General features: G+C 43.7%; 18 protein-coding genes and 1 tRNA gene. 11 read left to right on the plus strand and 8 right to left on the minus strand.

What is annotated here, in order from left to right; all coding sequences use genetic code 11:
* Positions 1-25: 25 nt before the first annotated feature.
* The 4 genes from IDJ77_RS10940 to IDJ77_RS10955 all read left to right on the plus strand — a co-directional run bounded on the left by IDJ77_RS10940 (position 26) and on the right by IDJ77_RS10955 (position 2,994).
* Positions 26-367: a YciI family protein gene (locus IDJ77_RS10940; RefSeq protein WP_191188990.1), complete on the plus strand. Its 342-nt coding sequence runs from the start codon at positions 26-28 to the stop codon at positions 365-367.
* Positions 368-449: 82 nt separating this feature from the next.
* The gene (locus IDJ77_RS10945) at positions 450-1,688 is read left to right on the plus strand and encodes an RNA polymerase sigma factor (protein WP_191189308.1); all 1,239 of its coding nucleotides are present in this window, start codon (positions 450-452) and stop codon (positions 1,686-1,688) included.
* A 90-nt stretch (positions 1,689-1,778) separates the two neighbouring features.
* Positions 1,779-2,342 (plus strand): Crp/Fnr family transcriptional regulator, encoded by a 564-nt coding sequence (locus IDJ77_RS10950; RefSeq protein ID WP_191188991.1) that lies wholly within the window; start codon positions 1,779-1,781, stop codon positions 2,340-2,342.
* A 49-nt stretch (positions 2,343-2,391) separates the two neighbouring features.
* Positions 2,392-2,994, plus strand: a complete 603-nt coding sequence (locus tag IDJ77_RS10955) for a hypothetical protein (protein WP_191188992.1) — start codon at positions 2,392-2,394, stop codon at positions 2,992-2,994.
* 9 nt (positions 2,995-3,003) lie between these two features.
* Here the strand turns inward: IDJ77_RS10955 and IDJ77_RS10960 are convergent, their stop codons facing one another.
* Positions 3,004-4,269 (minus strand): DUF5690 family protein, encoded by a 1,266-nt coding sequence (locus tag IDJ77_RS10960; RefSeq protein ID WP_191188993.1) that lies wholly within the window; start codon positions 4,267-4,269, stop codon positions 3,004-3,006.
* A gap of 104 nt (positions 4,270-4,373) precedes the next feature.
* Between IDJ77_RS10960 and IDJ77_RS10965 the strand changes: the two genes are divergently transcribed.
* Together IDJ77_RS10965 and IDJ77_RS10970 are read left to right on the plus strand one after the other, a co-directional pair.
* Positions 4,374-5,063 (plus strand): cyclase family protein, encoded by a 690-nt coding sequence (locus IDJ77_RS10965; RefSeq protein WP_191188994.1) that lies wholly within the window; start codon positions 4,374-4,376, stop codon positions 5,061-5,063.
* Between the two features lie 120 nt (positions 5,064-5,183).
* Entirely contained in the window at positions 5,184-7,838 is a 2,655-nt protein-coding gene (locus IDJ77_RS10970) for a DUF7133 domain-containing protein (RefSeq protein WP_191188995.1), read from the plus strand.
* A 27-nt stretch (positions 7,839-7,865) separates the two neighbouring features.
* On the opposite strand, the gene IDJ77_RS10975 is transcribed toward IDJ77_RS10970, so the two are convergent.
* The 3 genes from IDJ77_RS10975 to IDJ77_RS10985 all read right to left on the minus strand — a co-directional run bounded on the left by IDJ77_RS10975 (position 7,866) and on the right by IDJ77_RS10985 (position 9,734).
* Positions 7,866-8,630, minus strand: a complete 765-nt coding sequence (locus IDJ77_RS10975) for a hypothetical protein (RefSeq protein ID WP_191188996.1) — start codon at positions 8,628-8,630, stop codon at positions 7,866-7,868.
* Entirely contained in the window at positions 8,605-9,042 is a 438-nt protein-coding gene (locus IDJ77_RS10980; protein ID WP_191188997.1) for an ABA4-like family protein, read from the minus strand. The genes IDJ77_RS10975 and IDJ77_RS10980 overlap by 26 nt, the downstream gene beginning before the upstream one ends.
* Positions 9,043-9,149: 107 nt before the next feature.
* Positions 9,150-9,734, minus strand: coding sequence for a Crp/Fnr family transcriptional regulator (locus IDJ77_RS10985; protein WP_191188998.1), 585 nt, complete (start codon positions 9,732-9,734; stop codon positions 9,150-9,152).
* Between the two features lie 196 nt (positions 9,735-9,930).
* Between IDJ77_RS10985 and IDJ77_RS10990 the strand changes: the two genes are divergently transcribed.
* Complete coding sequence (locus IDJ77_RS10990) at positions 9,931-11,766, plus strand: alkaline phosphatase (protein WP_191188999.1); 1,836 nt, start codon at positions 9,931-9,933, stop codon at positions 11,764-11,766.
* Between the two features lie 20 nt (positions 11,767-11,786).
* Here the strand turns inward: IDJ77_RS10990 and IDJ77_RS10995 are convergent, their stop codons facing one another.
* The gene (locus IDJ77_RS10995) at positions 11,787-12,191 is read right to left on the minus strand and encodes a VOC family protein (RefSeq protein ID WP_191189000.1); all 405 of its coding nucleotides are present in this window, start codon (positions 12,189-12,191) and stop codon (positions 11,787-11,789) included.
* 305 nt (positions 12,192-12,496) lie between these two features.
* Between IDJ77_RS10995 and IDJ77_RS11000 the strand changes: the two genes are divergently transcribed.
* Positions 12,497-13,612 (plus strand): DUF2911 domain-containing protein, encoded by a 1,116-nt coding sequence (locus IDJ77_RS11000; protein ID WP_191189001.1) that lies wholly within the window; start codon positions 12,497-12,499, stop codon positions 13,610-13,612.
* Positions 13,613-13,765: 153 nt separating this feature from the next.
* Entirely contained in the window at positions 13,766-15,196 is a 1,431-nt protein-coding gene (locus IDJ77_RS11005) for a S41 family peptidase (protein WP_191189002.1), read from the plus strand.
* A gap of 194 nt (positions 15,197-15,390) precedes the next feature.
* Here the strand turns inward: IDJ77_RS11005 and IDJ77_RS11010 are convergent, their stop codons facing one another.
* The 3 genes from IDJ77_RS11010 to hscB form a co-directional block, all read right to left on the minus strand.
* Complete coding sequence (locus IDJ77_RS11010; RefSeq protein ID WP_224751059.1) at positions 15,391-15,753, minus strand: DUF1801 domain-containing protein; 363 nt, start codon at positions 15,751-15,753, stop codon at positions 15,391-15,393.
* 180 nt (positions 15,754-15,933) lie between these two features.
* Positions 15,934-16,013: transfer RNA gene (locus IDJ77_RS11015), tRNA-Leu, on the minus strand.
* Positions 16,014-16,041: 28 nt separating this feature from the next.
* Positions 16,042-16,566 (minus strand): Fe-S protein assembly co-chaperone HscB, encoded by a 525-nt coding sequence (gene hscB, locus IDJ77_RS11020; protein WP_191189003.1) that lies wholly within the window; start codon positions 16,564-16,566, stop codon positions 16,042-16,044.
* Between the two features lie 283 nt (positions 16,567-16,849).
* On the opposite strand from hscB, the gene IDJ77_RS11025 reads away from it, so the two are divergent.
* Positions 16,850-19,330: an SLBB domain-containing protein gene (locus IDJ77_RS11025; protein ID WP_191189004.1), complete on the plus strand. Its 2,481-nt coding sequence runs from the start codon at positions 16,850-16,852 to the stop codon at positions 19,328-19,330.
* Positions 19,330-20,415, plus strand: coding sequence for a Wzz/FepE/Etk N-terminal domain-containing protein (locus IDJ77_RS11030; protein ID WP_191189005.1), 1,086 nt, complete (start codon positions 19,330-19,332; stop codon positions 20,413-20,415). The genes IDJ77_RS11025 and IDJ77_RS11030 overlap by 1 nt, the downstream gene beginning before the upstream one ends.
* Positions 20,416-20,418 lie beyond the last annotated feature (3 nt).

A 20,418-nucleotide genomic window follows, 5' to 3' on the forward strand; every position in this document is an offset into this window, starting at 1 on the left:
TTTTAACAATTAAACTCAAAACATCATGAAAGATTTTTTATTGGTTTACAGGAGCAATTTTTCGCCCGTACCAACTACATCACCCGAAGAAATGCAGGCCATGACCAAAAAATGGATGGACTGGATTGGCAGCGTTGCGGCCCAAAACAAACTTACCGACAGGGGTAACCGCCTAACTGCAGACGCAAAAGTGGTAAGGCCCAACGATGTGGTTACCGATGGCCCTTATATGGAAATAAAGGAAGCCATTGCAGGCTACAGCATTGTAAAAGCCGAAACGCTTGATGAAGCTGTAGAAATTGCCAAAGGCTGCCCAATATATTTGGTAGGCGGCAATGTGGAAGTGCGGGAAATAGGTATAATGTAAACTAAGTTTATTGTTACCTAATACATTATCCTAATCTTAAAAAAACCAAAAGCCTTTGTATTTTGCAAAGGCTTTTCCATTTATGCAGCAACGGGAGCTTATACCACATCTATTCCGAAATGAATATCGCAAGATAGTAGCGGTGTTGTGCAAACTCTTTGGTATCGACAACATAGAGATAGCTGAAGACATTGCCAGCGATACTTTTTTACATGCATCAGAATTGTGGGGGATAAGGGGATTGCCGGATAACCCAACCGCCTGGTTATATACGGTTGCCAAAAACAAAGCCAAAGATTACTTAAAGCGTAATACGCTCTACAATCAAAAAATTGTGCCGCGTGTACAGAGCGCGTCATCAGAATTGCAAGAGTTGGAGATAGACCTGTCTGACCAGAACATTAAAGATAGCCAGCTGCAAATGATGTTCGCCATTTGCCATCCGGCTATCCCGGCCGAAGCGCAGATAGGCTTGTCGCTGCGCATCCTTTGCGGTTTCGGGATAGAGGAAATAGCTGCGGCATTTTTGAGTAATAAGGAGACTATCAATAAGCGGCTCTTTAGAGCAAAAGAGAAATTAAGGCAGCTGAATGTAAAGATAGAGCTGCCAAACGAGGCCGAGATAAACCAGCGACTGGAAGCCGTTTTGGCAACACTTTACCTGTTGTTTAACGAGGGCTACTATTCGCAGGGGAGAGATATTACCTTGCGCAAAGAAGTATCGCTGGAGGCTTTGCGGCTTACCCATTTACTTACCGAAAACCAGGCCACCAATAAACCTATGGTATATGCCCTGCTGGCGCTAATGAGCTTCCACGCTTCGCGCTTTGAGGCAAGATTAAACCAAAATGGCGAAACCGTGCTCTACCAGGATCAGGACGAAAACCTTTGGAACGCCGAATTGATAAACCAGGGAGAACATTTCCTCCGGATGTCATGGGAGGGAAGCACCATTACCAAATACCACCTGGAGGCCGGCATCGCCTATTGGCACACCATAAAAGCAGATTCGCCCGAGAAATGGGAAACCATTCTGCAATTTTACAACCAGCTGCTGTTTTTACAATACTCGCCCATTGTGGCGCTCAACCGCACCTACGCGCTCTCAAAAGCCAATGGCAAGGCAGAGGCGATTATAGAGGCGGAGAAATTGAACTTGAGTGGCAACCATTTATACCATTCGTTATTGGGAGAGTTATATACTGATGTAGATAACGCTAAAGCGGTGGAACATTTAAAAACAGCGCTGGGATTGGCCAAATCGAAGGGGGATAGGGAGGTGCTGAAGAAGAAGATAGCTGGCTTAGATAGCAGGGAATAAGATCCGTAATTATCCTGCGATAACTAAATACAATAATTCCACAGCGGAATGATTTTTTTACTGAAATTAGCGGCCATCAATTATTAATACATGACCGAACTCAAAAACTTTATCAGCAGTTATGCCAGCTTCAACGAAGCTGAACTGAACGATATTGTAAGCCGGTTTAAAGAACGTACCATTGCCAAAAACGATTTTCTTTTGCGGGAAGGCACCGTATGCCAGGACCTTGTTTTTGTACGGGAAGGCTGTTTGCGCTTGTATTATTTAGACGAGGATGTAGAGATCTCGGTTTGGTTTGCGTTCCCAAACTCGTCGGCCATTGATATTTACAGCTTCATCAGCGACAAACCCTCCAAGTACTTTTTACAGGCAATAGAGGATAGTACAATACTTTACCTGCCCAAAGCAGAGCTGACAATGCTTTATGCTGAATATCCTACCATGCAGGAGATGATGCGTAAATTTTGGGAGGATGCCGTGCTGAATTTGATAGACCGCTTCACCGCGCTGCAACGCGATTCTGCCGAAAAACGCTACCTCGACCTGATGTCGAAGCCGCCTTATCTGCAGAAGATCCCGCAGAAATATTTGGCCTCGTTCATCGGTGTTACCCCAACATCGTTAAGCCGTATCCGCAAGGGTATCCGCTAATCTATCGAAAAGTAATATGGAATCTTTGTATTTGATGCATCATTACATTATGAAGAAACTTTTGCTCATGTACCACATCATTTTATTTTCCGCCATACTTATCCATTGCGAACCGGCAAACTGCCAAACGCAGGGCGAGCAAGAGGTTAAATGGGCAAAAGAATTATTTGCAAATAGTTACAAACCTCAGCAGTATAAAAGATACGAACTGCCGTTACATGTTAAAGGTGATATATACACCTATAAAGATGTCGCTATAACCGTAGCGCCAAAACCAGAACTACGCACATTTTTTGATAGTGGAATATTTTATCCGGATATCTTTCAACAATCATTCAAATATGAGCCGCCATTACAAATCAACAAAGATACTTTGGCTGCATGGCGAAAAAGGAATATCGAACTGAAAGAACCAGCGACTCCTTATACCCAACTGGGTTTATCTATATTACATTTTGAAGAATTGCAATATCCGGAATTAGCGCCGACCAGGAAACGATTTAAGATGATGGTGTTTTATCACCTTAGTGCAAACTCAACCATATATTTTTTAGAGTTAACCAACAATAACGCGACTGATAAAACCAACACGCTCGAGTTTATAAAAGGAGCAAGTTTAACTTTCTTTAAACAGGGGTGGGTGCAGATATAAAGGGCTCGGTTAAACAATCTTGCTTTGCTTGTACTTTCGCGCGAAGTAAATAGCTGAGAATAACGTGAGCAGTAAGCCTACCGCAGATAAGCCCATCACGCTGTTTGAGAAAAAGGATACCCAGTTGAGCTTCACTTTAAAGATCTCTTTAGACAGTAGCACACCCACACTGCCTACATAACCAAAGGAGTCGGCGAGGTATATTAAAAAGCCCACATTCCCTGCGTACTTAAACGTGGCGATCAATCGCTCGAAAAATACAGCGTTAAAGGGGATATAAACCATATAAAGCCCCAGGCCCACGGTTGCCATCCACCAGATGGGCGCTACATATCCACCCGCGAATGCCAGGGTTGATAAGCCAGCCAGTAAAAAGCCTATACCAATAAATACATGCGCCGTGATGAGCGCCTTATAACTATCGCGGATCATCACCATGCTGCCGATGAGGATAAGGATGATAAGCGTAATGGGCGTTTCTGTTTTGGAGAAGATAGCGGGCTGATTAAAAAAGCCCATTTCCTTCCACATTTCGGCACCAAAATTATCGCGGATATCGCGGAAGATAGTGGCAAAAGTGTAAATGAGGATACATGCTGCCAGTCCGGGTAAAAACGCACGGACGAAAATCTGGCGCTGCTCTTTGCTCATGGGCGTACGTTCGTGGCGTTCGGCAATATCAGCGGCATCCGGTGCAGGTATCTTCTCCATTAAAAAGACAAATAACAACAGTGGCCCGGCAAATAACAAGCCGGTGAAAAAAGGCACCCAAAACTCGGTAACGCCAAACTCCAGCATCAGCCAGCCACCTGCCGAACGTACAAAGCCCGATGCAAAAATAAAGCTTACGGCAAGCGTAGCGCCAATGAAATCGGTACCGCGGCGGCCCTCCACATAAGAAAACACCACACCCCAAAGCATCCCCAGCGGGAAACCATTGATAAACAGAAAAACGATATTGTAAGGCACAGGCACCAGCGCAAAGCAAAGCCAGCTAAGCCAGGCTATACCCGTAAGCACCAGTATGGTAACCCAGCGCCCATGCCGTTTCAGCTCGGCAATGTATTTTACGCCATAAAATTTGGCCAGCATATAACCCAATACCTGGCTTATTACCAGCAGTGTTTTGTAACTGTAGCCCCAAACAGTTATCCCATCGAACGTAGCAACGGTAAATGATTTGCGGAACCCAAATATCATGGTATAAGCCAAAAACACCACCACGGCAGCGTAAATGCTGGTTTGTATTTTATTGCGGGCGGGAGTTGATGGCATAAGCAGAATTTATAAAGGGTGAAAGATAAAGAAATTGGGGTACTTCGTCACCACGATTAATAGCCATTTTGTAACTTGGCAATAGTTTATATAGAGGCATATTTATGATCGCAGAAACAAACCAGGGTGCTAACCATTTTATCGACCTCAGCCATACCATCGAACATGGCTTAATAACCTATAAGGGCCTGCCCGCGCCAATTGTTTGCGATTACCTAAGCCGGGAAGATTCAAAAGCTTTTTACGAGGAAGGTACCGAATTCCAAATAGGAAAGATAGAAATGGTTACCAATACCGGTACCTATATGGATTGCCCTTTTCACCGCTTTGCTGATGGTAAAGATTTTTCGCAGATAGGGTTGGAGTGTTTTACCGACCTGGACGGAATTGTAATACCACTGCCGTTTACAGATGGATTAGCAATAACCGTTGCACATTTAAAAAACTACGAGTTAAAAAACAAGGCGGTTCTGCTGCATACCGGATGGGATGTACACTGGAATACCGAGCGCTATTATGATAACCACCCCTTTGTAACCGAAGAAGCTGCAATTTATTTAAGGGATAGCCAGGTAAAACTGGTAGGGATCGATAGTCACAACATAGATAATACCCAGGGGCGTACAAGGCCAACCCATACCACGCTTTTAGCAGCGGGTATTTTAATTGTAGAGCACCTGTGCAATTTGCAGGCATTGCCGCATCGTGGGTTCAGTTTCAGCGCCATCCCGCCAAAATTTAAGGGCATTGGCACTTTCCCGGTAAGGGCTATGGCAAAAGTGCCGGTTTTTTGATTTAATTATTGTTGATTTACGCCAAAATTGTAACATCTTAAAAGCAAATAGCTTGAGATTGTTCTAAATTGTATATTGCCGTTTTTTACAGCAAACCCTTACGAATATTCGCCACCAACTATGTTAAAAATTTCCTTTACCGCCTTTTTCTCCATTGTATTATTAGGTGCAGTTAAACATTTTACGGCAACTGAGCCTGTTATCAAACCATATCCTGCCGCAGTTCATCACACTGTTTTAAAACAAACCGGACAACAAAACTGGCCCGATGGTTTAACGGTAACGCCATTTGCAGGCCCCGATCTTACACCAAGTCCCGCCTGCTTGGCCACCGCGCCTACCGGCGAAGTATTTGTTGGTGTGGATATGATGGGCTCGCTGGGTAAAGCACCCGGTAAAGGACGGATCATAAAACTGGTAGACTCGGATAACGATGGCAAAATAGACCAGCATACCGAATTTGCGCGCGTTGATAACCCCCGCGGTATTTTTATATTAGGTGATAAAGTGTATGTATTGCATACCATATTTTCAAGCCAAACACAAAAAGCAACCGGTATGGACCTGGTGGTTTTTGAAGATAAAGACCATGACGGCATTGCCGATGGCCCCTCAAAACCTATTGTGGAACACCTGAGCAATCCCAATATGCTTGTAGATCGTGGTACAGACCACGCCACCAATGGCATCCGAATGGGGATTGATGGCTGGATCTACATTGCCGTGGGCGATTTTGGTTTTCACGACGCTATCGACCGCTCGGGCAAAAAGCTAACCATGCTTGGCGGCGGCATTGTACGCGTACGCCCCGACGGTACCGAACTGGAGATCTTTTCGCATGGTACACGCAATATCTACGATGTGGCCATAGATCCTTATATGAACGTGTTTACCCGCGATAATACCAACGACGGTGGCGGCTGGAACATCCGGTTCTCGCATCACATCCAATCGGGAGAGTACGGTTACCCCGTGTTGTTTCAGCATTTTACCGATGAGATCTTACCGGCATTGGTTGATGTAGGAGGAGGCTCGGGTACCGGCGCGCTGTTTATGGACGAACCCACCTGGCCCGAAAAATATAACCATGTACCCATGATGGCCGATTGGGGCCGCAGCGAATTGTATATCCATCGCGTTACGCCAAATGGCGCCAGCTTCACCCAAAAGCAGGAGGATTTTATCACACTCCCGCAAATTACCGATCTGGATGTGGATGGCTCCGGTCGCCTTTACCTTTCTGCCTGGGATGGTGCCGGTTACGAGGGTAGCCCCGCAAAAGGCTACGTAGTACGGGCTGTACCAACGGGTTGGGTATACAAGGCGTTTCCAGATCTTAAAGCAGCATCTGTTGACCAACTGGCAGGCTTACTTTCCTCGGCAAGTGCGGTTACCCGTTTTTATGCTTCGCAGGAATTATTGCTGCGCCCGGCAACCGAAGCTGCTAAAGCATCGCTTGGGGTTGCATCAAATACAACTTTACCTTTATTTGCCCGTGTGGCCGGTATTTACACCTACGCCCAAATTGCCGGTGCGGATGGTGTATCAGCCTTAGTAAAACTTACGGAAGATAAAGATCTGAAAGAGTTTGCCCTAAAGGTTTTGGCCGATAGGAAAGGTTACCTGCAGGATGTCCCTACAGCGCCATTTATTGCGGCCCTTAAAGATGCATCACCGCGCGTACAGGCGGCAGCTATTATTGGCTTAGGCAGATTGGGCAGGGCCGAAGCAGCCAGCGCCTTGCTGGAAACTAAAGTACCCGCATCATTTGTTGCGCCTGCAAAAGGCACCGAAGGCCCACATGCCACGCCGAACGCGGATATCGTGCTTCCCCACCTGGCGGTACGCACATTGGTAAGTCTTAATGCGGTAACAGCGTGTGTGAACAACATCGGTACAAAAAATTCTGTATTAGCGCTTTGGGCATTGCGTTACATGCATGATGCTAAAGCGGTTGATGGTTTAATTGCAGCTTATAAGGTAGCTAAATCACCAAAGTTAAAAGAGCAAATATTGGTAACCCTGGGCAGGCTTTACAAAATGGAGGCACCTTATGATGGTTCATGGTGGTGGAGTACACGCCCGGATTCGCACGGGCCATATTACAAAGCCATTACCTGGGAATCATCACCCAAAATAAAGACATTCCTTACCGCCGAGCGCGGCAAAGCAAGCCCGGCTGGTAAACAGTTCTATGCCGACCTGAACGCGCGCGACCGGATGGAAATTGCAGCCTTTGGCGGCGAAGAAAAAGCGCCGGTTGTTAAAGAAGCAAAGATAGACCTGGAAAAGATCCGCAATAAAAAAGGACAGATAGGAAAATCGTCCATCGAAGATATTATGCTTGCACTGGCTAAATTAAAAGGCGATCCTGCCAAAGGCAAAGCGCTTTTTGCTCAACAGGGCTGCATTGCCTGCCACAGCATCAAAAAAGGGGAGAAGTTAAAGGGGCCTTTCATGGGGCAGATCGGCTCTATCATGACCAGACAACAAATTGCCGAATCTATCCTGAAACCAAGTGCTTCTATTTCGCAGGGATTTGCTACTGTAACCATAACGGCAAAAGGCAACAAAACCTATATGGGCTTCATCACCGAGGAATCTGCCCAGAAAATTGTAATGCGTGATATTGGCGGCAATGTTTACACCGTAAAAACAGCTGATATTATTTCCCGTAAGGAAATGAAAACTTCGATGATGCCTACGGGGTTGGCCAACGCGTTATCTTATGATGAATTTGCATCGCTGGTTACGTTTTTATCGCAGCAGAAATAAGGACAGAATAATTGGGCAGGCCGGAATTTAAAAAAGTGGCCTGCCCAACATCGCGTTGTAAAACAAAAAGGATATCAGCACAAAATAAACTGCCGCGAAGACAATTACAGGTCTTGCACTTTTTATGCCGCTAAGTACCACAAACAAAGGAATGATCTGCAGAGCGTGCAAGCCCACAAAATGAGCTATGCGCAGGTCACCGGCAATACGGCTCCAGTTAAAAAGCGGGAGCCCGGGGCCACCGTCGGCGGCACCAACGGTATGCGCCAGCCGCGATGCCATAAGGCCGCCTTCCAGAGCAAAAACGCATGCCATAATGATGCCCAAGCGAATACCCCACAGTAATGCGGGTGTTATTTGCAGTGGCTTTACTTTGAAAAATTTAATGCCAATATAAAGGGCAAATAAGGTTTGCGAAACGATGATGATCCCCATTAAGGCAAACACAAGCGCATTATAGGTGCTTGTGTTGTTGTAATGCGACTGTTGTCCCCGGGCTGCCTGTGTAGCGATGGCAACCATTTCAAATGACATGGCAAACGCTGTAAAGTTAGCAAAGCGTTTTTTAAGCTGCTCAAATGGGAGGTATGGCAATAACAAGGGCCAGGTTAAACAATAAATGGCAATTGATATAGCAAATTTGGCGGGTTTTATCCAAAGGTTAATACCCATCACTTGCCTGTGGTCAAACTGCATAACAAGCACCAGTAATACCAATAGCACAAGGTGCGCAAGGCCGCAGTAATAAAGTACCGGGCTGTTATTTTTAATTCGTGTGAGCAGGTTTTTCATTTGGGGATTTGATTTGTTGAATTAAACGATACAATAAATAACCGCAGGGGCCAAACATAAACGTGAGCACTAAACAGGGGATAACCAGCCAGTGCGAAATGTTTTTAGCCTGCGCAGACCGGCTGATGTAAAAGCCTATCAGCAGGTCGAAAGCGAGGTAATGCACCCAGCCGGCTAATAGCAGCTTATCGTCGCTAAAAAGTGTACGTACTTCCTGTATCGACCCGAACCCACCGCCCTCGATTCCAAAAAAACCAAGTATGTAAATGCCATAAATAACAGCAAGCAGCAGCGGAACCGCCGCAGTACTCACCAGCCAATTGGTAACCTTCCATTTAGGAAGCGTTATTAAAAGCAACCATTGCAAGGCAGCAATAGCGCTGACGGCAGAAAATATTTGCGATGGATCCATATCTTTTTAGCTTGGGCAATTGTGTATAAAATGCACAGCACAAAACTGGCGTTTATAGCGCAGGCTAAAAATGATGTAATGTTAAAAAGGAGAGGAGATTTATTAACTCAGGTTAATTTTGTGTTGGATATCCTTGCCCGGATGCGGCTGAGGCTTTGCGGCTGGATGCCCAGGTAGGAAGCGATCAAATGCTGTGGTAATCTTTCAAAGATCTTTGGTTGGGTGGTAAGCAGTTCCATGTACCTGTCCTCTGCGGATTGGATCATCAGGTTACGTTTGCTTTTAGCCGCTTCAATAAACAGGTTTTCGGCAATAATGCGGCCGAATTTTTCAAAGCGCTGGCTCTGCGTGTACAGCGCCTGCATATCGGCGTAGCTTAGGGTAAACACTTCAGTGTCTTCCACCGCTTCAATAAAGTGAGCCGATGGGGTTTGCAGTAAAAAACTCTCATAATCGCCTATCCAGTCGCCTTCAAAAGCAAATCCCAAAGTGTACTCGCCTTTCTCCGTCCGCGAAAAATACCGCAAACCGCCTTTGTACACAATAACCATGCTTTTGCAAATCTGTCCTTCCTTTAAGGAAAAGGCATACCTTTTTAAACTCATGGGCTTAAGCCTTTGCATAAACAAAAAAAGCTCCTCTGGCGTAAAGTCTACAACAGCACTTAAAGATTGGGTAATAACTTCGTACATACCGGGTCGGGTAAAAATCAAATGTCGTGTATCCAAATATACGTTAATAACTAAATGGTAACCGTTTCATTGTGTTTTTGCCCGAAGCTTACTATCGTTTAATTTTAAAGGATTTAACATTATCTTCAACTTATCTTCATATCAAATGTGGCGGGGAATAAATTCGGGGGCTTATATTTACGCACTATTATCCGCTATGAAAAAAACAGGTATTTTGTTCTTGGCTGCTGTCGTTATTACACTGGCAAGCCAAACCGCAAACAGTCAGATAAGATCGTACACCGTTGCCAACGCACATTCACATAACGATTATAAAAACAGCATCCCATTTTACAGGGCGTATGAAAGAGGTTTTGGTTCGATAGAAGCCGATGTTTATGCCGTTAACGGCAAGCTGATGGTGGCGCACGATAAAAAAGAGATCAGCGAAAGCCGCTCGCTTCAAAACCTGTACTTAAGCCCGCTGGCCGAAAAATTAAAACTTGCCCCCAAAAGGCAGCTGCGTTTGCTGATAGAGATAAAACAAAACTATAAGGCCGTATTACCTTTGGTGATAGAAGAACTTAAGCCTTTTGCAGAATATATCTCGTCGCCGGGGCATCCGGGTAACCTGACTATTGTAATGACCGGCGCTGTACCACCAGCCGCAGAAATGCCCAATTACCCCGATTGGATAACTTTTGATGTAGACCACTTAAATGGTTTTACACCGCAGCAATGGCAAAAAATAGGCCTGGTAAGTTTCCCGCTGGGCAGATACGTGCGTTGGAATGGTAAAGGCGTGCTCAATAACCGGGAGATAGCGAGGGTAAAAGGAGCTATAGACAGCGTTCACCAGGCCGGTAAAATGATCCGTTTTTGGGAAAGCCCTGATACTAAAAGCAGCTGGCTTGCCCTGATGCGATTAGGTGTGGATGTAATTGGTACCGATAAGATAGAAGAGCTTGGCGATTTTTTAAATAAAAAGGCTAAAAATGAATATTTATCGCCGCAGGCATACCCGGTATATCAGCCAACCTATAAAACCGATGGTGCCGTTAAAAAAGTAAAGAATATTATTTTATGCATAGGCGACGGCATGGGCCTTACTCAGTTATATGCTACGTATACCGCCAACCAGGGGCGGCTTAATATCTTCCGGATGAGGAATATTGGTTTTTCCATCACCAATGCGGCCGACGCCTATATCACCGATTCGGCAGCCGGGGCCACGGCTTTTGCATCGGGCCAAAAAACAAACGACAGGGCCATTGGTGTGGATGCAAATGGCAAACCATTAAAATCCTTAGCTGTTTACGCGGCCGGGGCGGGTAAAAAAACAGCCGATATTGCGGTATGCCAGCTAACAGATGCCACCCCGGCTGCGTTTTACGCGCACCAAACCGAAAGGAGCGACAGCCTGGCAATTGCCGCGGATATCCTGAATTCCAATATTGATGTTTTCTTAGGATCGGCCTACACAGATTTCACCACGAAGGTAAACGGTGTGCCGATAGTGGATAAGATGAAGCAAAGAGGATATACCGTTATCCGCCGGTTTGATGATTTTTTAAAGTCGCCGGCAACAAAAATACTGGCGCTGATGGATGATAGCGCCACACGGCCCAAAATTGCAGGCCGGGGTGATTATCTTCCATTGGCTTTAAAAAAGGTAACCGAGACCCTAAAGAACCACCCAAAAGGCTTTTTTATGATGGCAGAAGGCTCGCAGATAGACTATGGTGGCCATGCCAATAATTTAGCACAGGTAATTACCGAGAATGCCGATTTCGACAGGATGGTAGGAGAGGCCCTGCGTTTTGCAGACGAAGATGGCGAAACCCTGGTGATCTTAACCGCCGACCATGAAACCGGCGGACTCACCCTGCTTGATGGCGATATCAAAAAAGGATACGTTTTGGGAGACTTTAGCACAAACGACCATACAGGCACACCAGTACCTGTATTTGCCTACGGCCCTCACTCGGGAGATTTTAGAGGCGTTTACAGTAATACCGAGATCTTTAGTAAGCTATTGAAGCTGATAAGATAGAACATAGCATAGGTTACCTGTTATTTGTCGATCGTGCGTCCGAAGAATAGCAGATATCCGTCGGCATCTTTTATTTCAAATCCGCACAATCCATCATCACCCTCCTGAAGGGGTAGAAAAAACTCGACATTGCGCAGCGCGAATTCATCTGCGAGTGCATCCGGGTGCTGCACGTGCAGATAAGCATCCCACCGGGCGATGCCCTTTTTGATATCCCGTGTGTAATTTGGAACCGGCTCAACGCCAATAGACTTTAGCATGATCATGGCCGCGCCTCTTTGCACAATACCGAAGAATATATCATCTTCGGTGGGGCCCTGGAAGGTGACATCAAATCCAAGGCAATCCCGGTAAAACTCCAGGGCTGCAGGAACATCTTTTACGATGAAGAAGGGTGCAATGCCGGTGATTTCTGCTTTAGCCATATTAATAACAAGATAAGCAAATATTTAATGAAAATAGAACTGGTATTGAACATTAATTGACTTTAATGTATTCAATACCAATGTAGTACAAAATTGCATTTATGTTTGTAAGCAAACGTTTTGATAGGCCGGGAGGTACGGGTACTTGTATAGTTTTGCTACCAAGACTTTAGAATCTGAAAAAAACGCTATAGTAAGCAGAAATCAATTAACCTTTGGAAATAAAAGAATATATTGACCTCTACAAAAGTTAATACAAATAGCGGCATAAACCTATTCTGAATTTTAAAAACAGCATATAAATCATGAAAAACTACTTACTTGTAACGGTGATCATTCTCCTTGCTGGTTCGTTATCGGCTCAGGTTCCTTATAACTCCGGCCTTCCAAACGGCTACACTAAAAAGGCGGTTGTGTCCGAAGAGATTGGACTTACCATGGTTTCCATTAGCTATCACCGTCCCGCAGTTAATGGACGCGAGGGGAAAATTTGGGGTCAAATTGTGCCTGTAGGCTTTGTCAACCAGGGATTCGGAAATGGCAAGCTTACCCCATGGAGAGCCGGAGCTAATGAAAATACCGTGATCGAGTTTAAAGATGATGTAATAGTTGAAGGGCAACCGCTACCCAAAGGGAAATATGGATTGTTTATAGCGTATGATCCGGTAGAGAGTATGGTTATTTTTTCAAAAAGATCAGATGCATGGGGGTCTTTTTTTTACGATGATAAAGAGGATGCCTTACGTGTAAAGGTTAAGCCTAAGGCTATCGGGAATAACGTAGAGAATTTGAAATACGAGTTTATAAATCAAAAACCTAATTCGGCTGTTATCGCGCTGTTTTGGGAGAAGTTATCAATACCTTTCACAGTTGAAGTTGACTTTTTGAAACAACAATATGAGGCTTTACTGGCGGAATCTCAGAATCCCCGGGGGTTTACATGGCAGGGCTTAAACATTGCGGCAAACTGGGCTTTGCAGAATAACTATAACCTCGAAAAAGGACTTGAATGGGCAACGTTAGCCTCAGGACCAAATTTCCCGGGTGACCCGACATCATTTTCGGCACTTTCAACAAAAGCATCAATTCTCCTCAAACTTGGTAAACCTGATGAAGCAATGGCAGTTGTTAGAAAGGCATTGCCTTATGGGAATCCTGGTCAGCTACTTCAACTTGGCAGGCAACTGATTGCGACGAAGAATATAGCGGGAGCTATTGAAGTCTTCCAGTTTAATTATGATAAAAACCCAAATCAGTTTATCGCATTGGTGGGCATGATTAGGGCGCACTCTGCAAAGGGTGAGTATGCAAAGGCGGTTGATTTTGCCACTAAGGCTTTGCCGTTGGCACCTAACGATGCAAGCACAAAGGGAGTTCAGGCAATGCTCGACAGACTTAAAAGTGGTAGCGACATAAACTGATAAAAAATGCGGCTGATTTTTAAACATTAGCCTATGTTCGGTGCTATCACCGCGCCATTTGCATAATAAATTAATGTACCCGCCAACATCGGCAAGCCCCGGGCGTTATGTGCCATTTTAGAGCGACAGTACAGCAACTAACAAGAAAAAATAATGAAAAGACTTTTAACTTTTTTATCCCTCGCTATTGCAAACTTGTCTTTTGGACAAAATTGTAATTGCGACAGCTTATTTTTGCAAACTCAAAAAATTGTAGAAGACAATTACGCAGGTTGGTTTGACAAAGTAACTACAAGTAATCAAACAGCTTACAATGAGTGGACGGTTAAACATTATTCATTATCAAAAAAAATTAATACTGACAGTTCATGTGCAAAACAAATACAAGAATGGATTACTTTCTTTAAAGACAAGCATTTGCGAATTAAATACAATAAACCAAAAGAATTTTCGGACAACAAAACAGAACCAAAAAACTTTCAAATTCTAACCACTAACCTGACACAAAGTCAAATAAATAATTACTACTCAAAAGCAAAAAAACTTGACCTAATAGAAGGAATTTATGAAAGTTCAAGCTATAAATTAGGTATTACACAAGTGAAACCCAATTTATTTTATGCAACCATAATTAACACTGAAAACGAAAATTGGAAAGTAGGGGAAGTTAAATTGGTGATTAAAAAAATAGGAACCAAGTATGAAGGTGCATTTTATGAAGGCGATAAATCAGACATTTCTACACATAAAGTTCAAGTAGTAGATAACATTCTTGATTTTGACATTGTGTTCTATGAAAAAACATTTCCAATAGTTAAAACAAAAAGAGATATTACAGAATATGAAATGTCAAAAGATAGATATGCGCCAAGTTTAACTTTTAAAAACGATGTTGCTATTTGGAGATTCCCTTCTTTTGAAAATAATACTTATGAACAAATAGCATATCTTTTGAAAAAATATAAAGATAAGTTAGAAGCAACGCCATATTGGATATTAGATATGAGCAACAATAGTGGTGGCGATTATAGTATTGGGCTTCAATTACTAGAATACATTTACACAAACCCAATTATATTTTACAATGCAGAAATGCGGTTGACAAAAAGCAATTTTGACATTTGGTATAAGAGTTACATTTCAACTTATTACGAGAGTTTGGATAGTGCTGGAAAAAATAAATTAGATGTGAGGTTTAACAAAATGAAGGCTAATTACGATAAAATGTATAATGAAGATGGCAAACCTACCGACACATTAAAAATGGAAAAAGCAAAACCTTTCCCAAAAAAAATTGCGTTGCTAATAAATGAAAATACTATTAGTAGTGGCGAATTGTTTACTATGGTAGCAAGACAAAGCAATAAAGTTGTAGTAGTTGGAGTAAATTCAGGTGGAATGATGGACTATGGAAATGTTGTGCATTATAAAACAGCCTGTTCAACATTTCGCCTTCAATTGCCAACCAACAGACAACTTTGGTTAGACACAGGATTTTCAGTAGACAAAGAAGGGATTAGACCTGACATTTATCTTAAAGGAAGTGATTGGACAGAACAAGCAATCAAGATAATTAAGAAATAAAACAGCACATAGCAGGCGTTCCTATGTAAAGCAGTTTTTATAGAACCAGGTTAATAATTCATTTTAATTATTAACTTAACTTTAACTTTTAACTTATGGTCGGTGTTATCACCGCGCCATCAAAAACAACAAAGCCCCGATGTTTTTTCACATCGAGGCTTTGTACCCAGCGCCGGATTATTGTCAAATCAGGTTTATTTGTCCATCAGCTCAACCCATGCATTAACCATTTTTTCAATCAGTTCTTTATTTGCTGTTACCTGCTCCATGGAATAAAACTTTGCGTACACCTTTCCCTTGGTTGCATCTTCAAGAAAGTCAGACTTGATATTGAGGAGTTCACCTTTGTGAAAGATAAGCGCAACGTAGTTTTTGATCCTTGGGTTGAAGGTGGCCAGGTCTTCTTTATAAAAAAAGCTGGGGCCTCCCCATTTTACGGCTTCTTCTATTTTAGGATTGGCATTAACAATGATTGCCCTAACTGCTTCCATTTCTGCTTTCAAGGGGTGCTCGAGTTTAGACATAAACTCATCTACTTTCTTTGTATTGCTCATCATGTTTAATATTTATTGTTGATAACAAATATCAAAACCATTTTTGCTTCTAAGGGGGTGTACAAACGACAAATTACGGGTTGATTACGGATATTGAAGAGATAGTACTTCAGGAAGTAAAGGATATGGTTATCAAAAGCTATTAAAACAACAAAGCCCCAATGTTTTCACATCGAGGCTTTGTACCCAGCGCCGGAGTCGAACCGGCACGGTTTCCCACAGGTGTTTGAGACCAGCGCGTCTACCAATTCCGCCAGCTGGGCTTGCTTACTCTGAGGCCGCGTTAGCTGCTCAGAAGCGGGATGCAAATGTATTTAAACTCTCTTTAATCCGCAACAGATATTTTTGTCTGTAGTAAATATTTGCAATTTCGTTAAGCCTGCTTTCCTTCGCCGTATCGTTCAAACCCTCATATCCTGCGGTTAAAGTTGCAAGCTCGTCGTTTATATCGCCCTCAATGGCAAGTACTTCTGCGGTAACATCGGCAAGCTGTTCCGCGTTCTCAATTTCCATCAGGCGTTCGTTAATATCCATCATTTCCATTAAAAAATCTGCCGGGAGCTGTGGTTTTGCCCCCTCATTTACCAATCCGTGCAGCTTTAAAATGTATTCGGATAGCTTATTTGAGTCAGAAAGCGTTTGGTAAGCCTTATTATTTAAGGTGGAAAGCTCCAGTATTTCCTGTTGTTTTGCCTCGTCCTCGTTGGCAAAAAAATCGGGATGGTATTTTTTACTGAGCGCGTAAAACTGTTTTTTTATCGCCGCGCCGTTCGGGTGGAACGTTTCGGTGATGTTGTAAAATTCAAAATAATTCATCGCTCAAAATTAATGTTTTTACTTGTGCACCACTGCATTTGTTAATTTATTACAATAATTTACAGTCGCCGGTAAAACATTTTAGAGTACTTGGGGTTAACACAGGCATCATTAACTTTTGCATTCAAGCTTCGGAATTTAGTATATATTTGTACACTTAAACACGCTGCCGTTACTATGTTTGATCATCGCCCAAATCAAATAATCAAGTATATTTACCGCATAACTGGTGCTTATTTACTTAAAAATACAACTAAGTGCGGCGCTATTTAGTAACCTACATATGAATCGTTTGAAACCTTACTTAATACTTCTTTTTACTTTACTATGCCTGGCAATTTTTAGCCCGGCACAAGCCCAAAGCATCCCGCAAAACCTTTCCGGCGTAAACGTTAACGATCTGTCTGACGCGCAACTGCGCCAGGTGCTGCAACAGGCACAAGCTACCGGCATGACGGATGCGCAACTGCTGCAAACCTTGCAGGCACGTGGTTTATCGGCCGAACAGGCACAAATATTGCAAAACCGGGTTGCTGCCATCCGCAAGGCTGGTAACATCGCTTCCGATCCGCAGCCTTCCACAACCAGCCCGGCTACAACACGCAGTTTAAATTACCGCCCGGATAGTACCGATAGTGCATCAAGAGATAAACTGTACGGTGCCTTTACGCCAAAGGTATTCGGCGCAAACCTGTTTCGCAACAGTAACATTACCTTCGAGCCAAATTTAAAAATAGCTACACCGGTAAATTATATCCTGGGCCCCGAAGATCAGTTAAACATTAGCGTATACGGCGCATCCCTGGTTAACTGGAAGCTGGACGTATCACCCGAGGGAAACATCAACATACCCGGTGTAGGGATGCTGAACGTATCCGGCAAAACTATTGAGCAGGCAACCGCATCTATCAAAAGTAAGCTTGCTGCTGCCAATTATGCAATTGGGCGCGGCACCAATGTACAGGTTAGCCTGGGCAACATCCGCAGCATAAAAGTAATTTTAGTAGGCGAGGTGGTAAAACCCGGCACCTACACGCTGCCATCTTTGGCTACGGTGTTTAACGCTTTATACTCTGCTGGCGGGCCAAATGATAACGGTTCCTTCCGGCAGATAGAGGTGATTCGTAATAACCGCATCATCAGGCGGCTGGACGTTTACGATTTTTTAGTAAAAGGCGATCAGAAAGATAATATCGCTCTGCAAGACCAGGATATCATCCGGGTACCCACTTACCGCACCCGGGTTGAATTGGTTGGCGAAGTAAAAAATCCGGCGCTGTTTGAAGTGCTGACAGGCGAAACCCTGCAGGATATATTGCGTTTTGCCGGCAGCTTTACCGATCAGGCTTATACCGCCCGCATAAAGGTATCGCAGGTAAACGATCAGCAACGCCGTATTGGCGATGTGGTTGAAGCCGATTATAAGAACTACATCCCGCTGCGCGGCGACAAATTTACAGTAGAGCGCATCCTCGACCGCTATGAGAACCGCGTAGTGATCAATGGCGCAGTTTTTCGCCCCGGGGAATATGAACTACAGAAGGGGCTCACCTTATCGCAATTGATAAAAAATGCGGCTGGCTTAAAAGAAGACGCTTTTACATCGCGCGGTAGTATCACCAGGCTTAAAGCGGATAACACTACCGAACTGATATCTTTTGATGTAAATGCCATATTAAACAAAACTACACCGGATATTTTGTTACAGCGCGAAGACGTGGTAACCATATCATCCATCTTCGATCTGAGGGATGAATACCGCGTAACCATTAAAGGTGAGGTACGCAGCCAGGGCGATTTTACCTACGCCGAAAGTATGAGCGTAGAGGACCTGATACTTAAAGCCGGCGGTTTTACCGAAGGCGCCAGTGCAAAACGTATTGAAGTGGCAAGGCGGGTAAGCGATAGCGACCCTAACTCAAAAACCAGCAGCCTGGCCCAGGTTTTTAATATTGATGTTGATGGGCAATTGAAGGGCGGTGATGGCAATTTCAAGTTAAAACCTTTTGATATCGTATCCATATACAGCCTGCCGGGTTACGAAAAGCAAAGTACTATTAAAATAGAAGGGGAGGTGCTTTACCCAGGCTATTATACCGTTAAACAGAAAGACGAAAGAATATCAGATGTAATTGCACGCGCAGGCGGTTTAACTGCTTTTGCTGATGCCGATGGAGGTACGCTAAAACGCGATAATTTTGCCATTTTAGGTGTTAACAAAAAAGGCATAGATACTAACGCTGTAGAAAAAGAACGCCTAGAAAGGCTAAGCCGGTTAAAACAATCTAACAAAGATTCTACCACTAATAATACACCCCAGTTGCGTAATAATTTTGTGGGTATCGATCTGAAGAAGATTATGGAAAAACCGGGTTCCAGCATTGACCTGCGGTTGGAAGACAACGATATCATCCGGATACCCAAACAGCAGCAACTGGTGCGTGTAAACGGCGAAGTACTTTACCCAAGCGCGGTAGTTTACAGCAAAGGCAAATCCTTTAAAGATTATATTTTAAATGCCGGCGGTTACTCATCAAGCGCCTCAAGACGAGGCTCGTATGTAGTGTATGCTAACGGAACTGTACGCGGTACGAGTAAATTCCTGTTTTTCAACATACACCCCAGTGTTAAACCCGGAAGTGAAATATATGTTAGCAAAAAATCGGAAAAACGAGGTTTGTCGTCAACCGAGGTAATTGGGTTGACAACGGGCTTAGCTTCGCTGGGTGCCATCATTTTAGGGATCATCAATCTAAGTAAGTAATGCAGGAAAAACCAGTATCGGCAAATATGGCTGCTCAGGAAAAAGAGATATCCTTAAGAGAAATATTTACGACAGTAAGAACGGAGTTTAATTACTTAAAAACAAAATGGTTATTAATTGGCGCAGTTGGCCTATTGTGCGGTTTGGCGGGCCTTGCTTACGCTTACTTTAAAAAACCGGTTTATACAGCAGTATCAACCTTTGTTTTACAGGAAGGTGGTAGCGGCGGGGGCTTAAGTCAGTACGCGGGTTTGGCATCCCTGGCCGGGATAGACCTGGGTGGTAACGGTGCGGGTGGTATATTTGAAGGTGATAACATTTTAATGTTATACAAATCGCGCCTGATGATCGAAAAAACGTTATTAAGCGAAGTAGTAATAGATGGCAAAAAGCAGCAATTAATAGACAGGTACATTGCTTCTAATAATCTACTCGAAAACTGGAAAGAAAAGGACGGTATCAGTAGCATATCTTTCAGCGGCGACCCCAAAAAGTTCACGCGTAAACAGGATAGCATTATTACCGATATCGCCGATAATTTCAACAAGGAATTATTGAATGTAGCAAAGCCCGATAAAAAATTAACGATCATAAAAGTTGAGGTTACCAGCAAGGACGAACTCTTTTCAAAAGCGTTTAATACCACGCTGGTAGAGACAGTAAATAACTTTTATACGCAAACCAAAACAAAAAAAAGCGCTCAAAATGTCGCCGTTTTACAAAGACAGGCGGATAGCGTAAAGAATGTATTGGGCTATGCTATAAGCGGCGTTGCCTCGGCCATAGATGCAGCGCCCAATGCAAACCCGGCATTAACATCGCTTAGGGTGCCCTCGCAAAAAAGGCAGATAGATGTGCAGGCAAGTTCGGCCATTTACGGTGAAATTGTAAAAAATCTGGAAATTTCAAAGATATCTTTACGCCAGGAAACGCCGTTGATACAGGTAATTGACGAACCGGTACTGCCGCTGGCAAAAACCAAGCTGGGTAAATTAAAAGCAATAATAATAGGGGGGCTGCTGGGCGTGGTCATCATATCTGCCTGGATAGTATTTAGAAGGATTATTAACCGTATAATGGCCTAAATT

The sequence above is a fragment of the Mucilaginibacter pankratovii genome (assembly GCF_014773265.1).
GTDB lineage: Bacteria > Bacteroidota > Bacteroidia > Sphingobacteriales > Sphingobacteriaceae > Mucilaginibacter > Mucilaginibacter pankratovii.

What these genes read in the sequence shown, in the direction of transcription:
- IDJ77_RS10965 (WP_191188994.1), top strand. Translation starts at nt 4,374, where the DNA reads ATGATCGCAGAAACAAACCAGGGTGCTAACCATTTTATCGACCTCAGC.
- IDJ77_RS11025 (WP_191189004.1), top strand. Translation starts at nt 16,850, where the DNA reads ATGAATCGTTTGAAACCTTACTTAATACTTCTTTTTACTTTACTATGC.
- IDJ77_RS10970 (WP_191188995.1), top strand. Translation starts at nt 5,184, where the DNA reads ATGTTAAAAATTTCCTTTACCGCCTTTTTCTCCATTGTATTATTAGGT.
- IDJ77_RS11000 (WP_191189001.1), top strand. Translation starts at nt 12,497, where the DNA reads ATGAAAAACTACTTACTTGTAACGGTGATCATTCTCCTTGCTGGTTCG.
- IDJ77_RS10985 (WP_191188998.1), bottom strand. Translation starts at nt 9,734, where the DNA reads ATGTACGAAGTTATTACCCAATCTTTAAGTGCTGTTGTAGACTTTACG.
- IDJ77_RS10990 (WP_191188999.1), top strand. Translation starts at nt 9,931, where the DNA reads ATGAAAAAAACAGGTATTTTGTTCTTGGCTGCTGTCGTTATTACACTG.
- IDJ77_RS11010 (WP_224751059.1), bottom strand. Translation starts at nt 15,753, where the DNA reads ATGATGAGCAATACAAAGAAAGTAGATGAGTTTATGTCTAAACTCGAG.
- IDJ77_RS10955 (WP_191188992.1), top strand. Translation starts at nt 2,392, where the DNA reads ATGAAGAAACTTTTGCTCATGTACCACATCATTTTATTTTCCGCCATA.
- IDJ77_RS10995 (WP_191189000.1), bottom strand. Translation starts at nt 12,191, where the DNA reads ATGGCTAAAGCAGAAATCACCGGCATTGCACCCTTCTTCATCGTAAAA.
- IDJ77_RS10945 (WP_191189308.1), top strand. Translation starts at nt 450, where the DNA reads ATGCAGCAACGGGAGCTTATACCACATCTATTCCGAAATGAATATCGC.
- IDJ77_RS10980 (WP_191188997.1), bottom strand. Translation starts at nt 9,042, where the DNA reads ATGGATCCATCGCAAATATTTTCTGCCGTCAGCGCTATTGCTGCCTTG.
- IDJ77_RS11030 (WP_191189005.1), top strand. Translation starts at nt 19,330, where the DNA reads ATGCAGGAAAAACCAGTATCGGCAAATATGGCTGCTCAGGAAAAAGAG.
- hscB (WP_191189003.1), bottom strand. Translation starts at nt 16,566, where the DNA reads ATGAATTATTTTGAATTTTACAACATCACCGAAACGTTCCACCCGAAC.
- IDJ77_RS11005 (WP_191189002.1), top strand. Translation starts at nt 13,766, where the DNA reads ATGAAAAGACTTTTAACTTTTTTATCCCTCGCTATTGCAAACTTGTCT.
- IDJ77_RS10960 (WP_191188993.1), bottom strand. Translation starts at nt 4,269, where the DNA reads ATGCCATCAACTCCCGCCCGCAATAAAATACAAACCAGCATTTACGCT.
- IDJ77_RS10975 (WP_191188996.1), bottom strand. Translation starts at nt 8,630, where the DNA reads ATGAAAAACCTGCTCACACGAATTAAAAATAACAGCCCGGTACTTTAT.
- IDJ77_RS10950 (WP_191188991.1), top strand. Translation starts at nt 1,779, where the DNA reads ATGACCGAACTCAAAAACTTTATCAGCAGTTATGCCAGCTTCAACGAA.
- IDJ77_RS10940 (WP_191188990.1), top strand. Translation starts at nt 26, where the DNA reads ATGAAAGATTTTTTATTGGTTTACAGGAGCAATTTTTCGCCCGTACCA.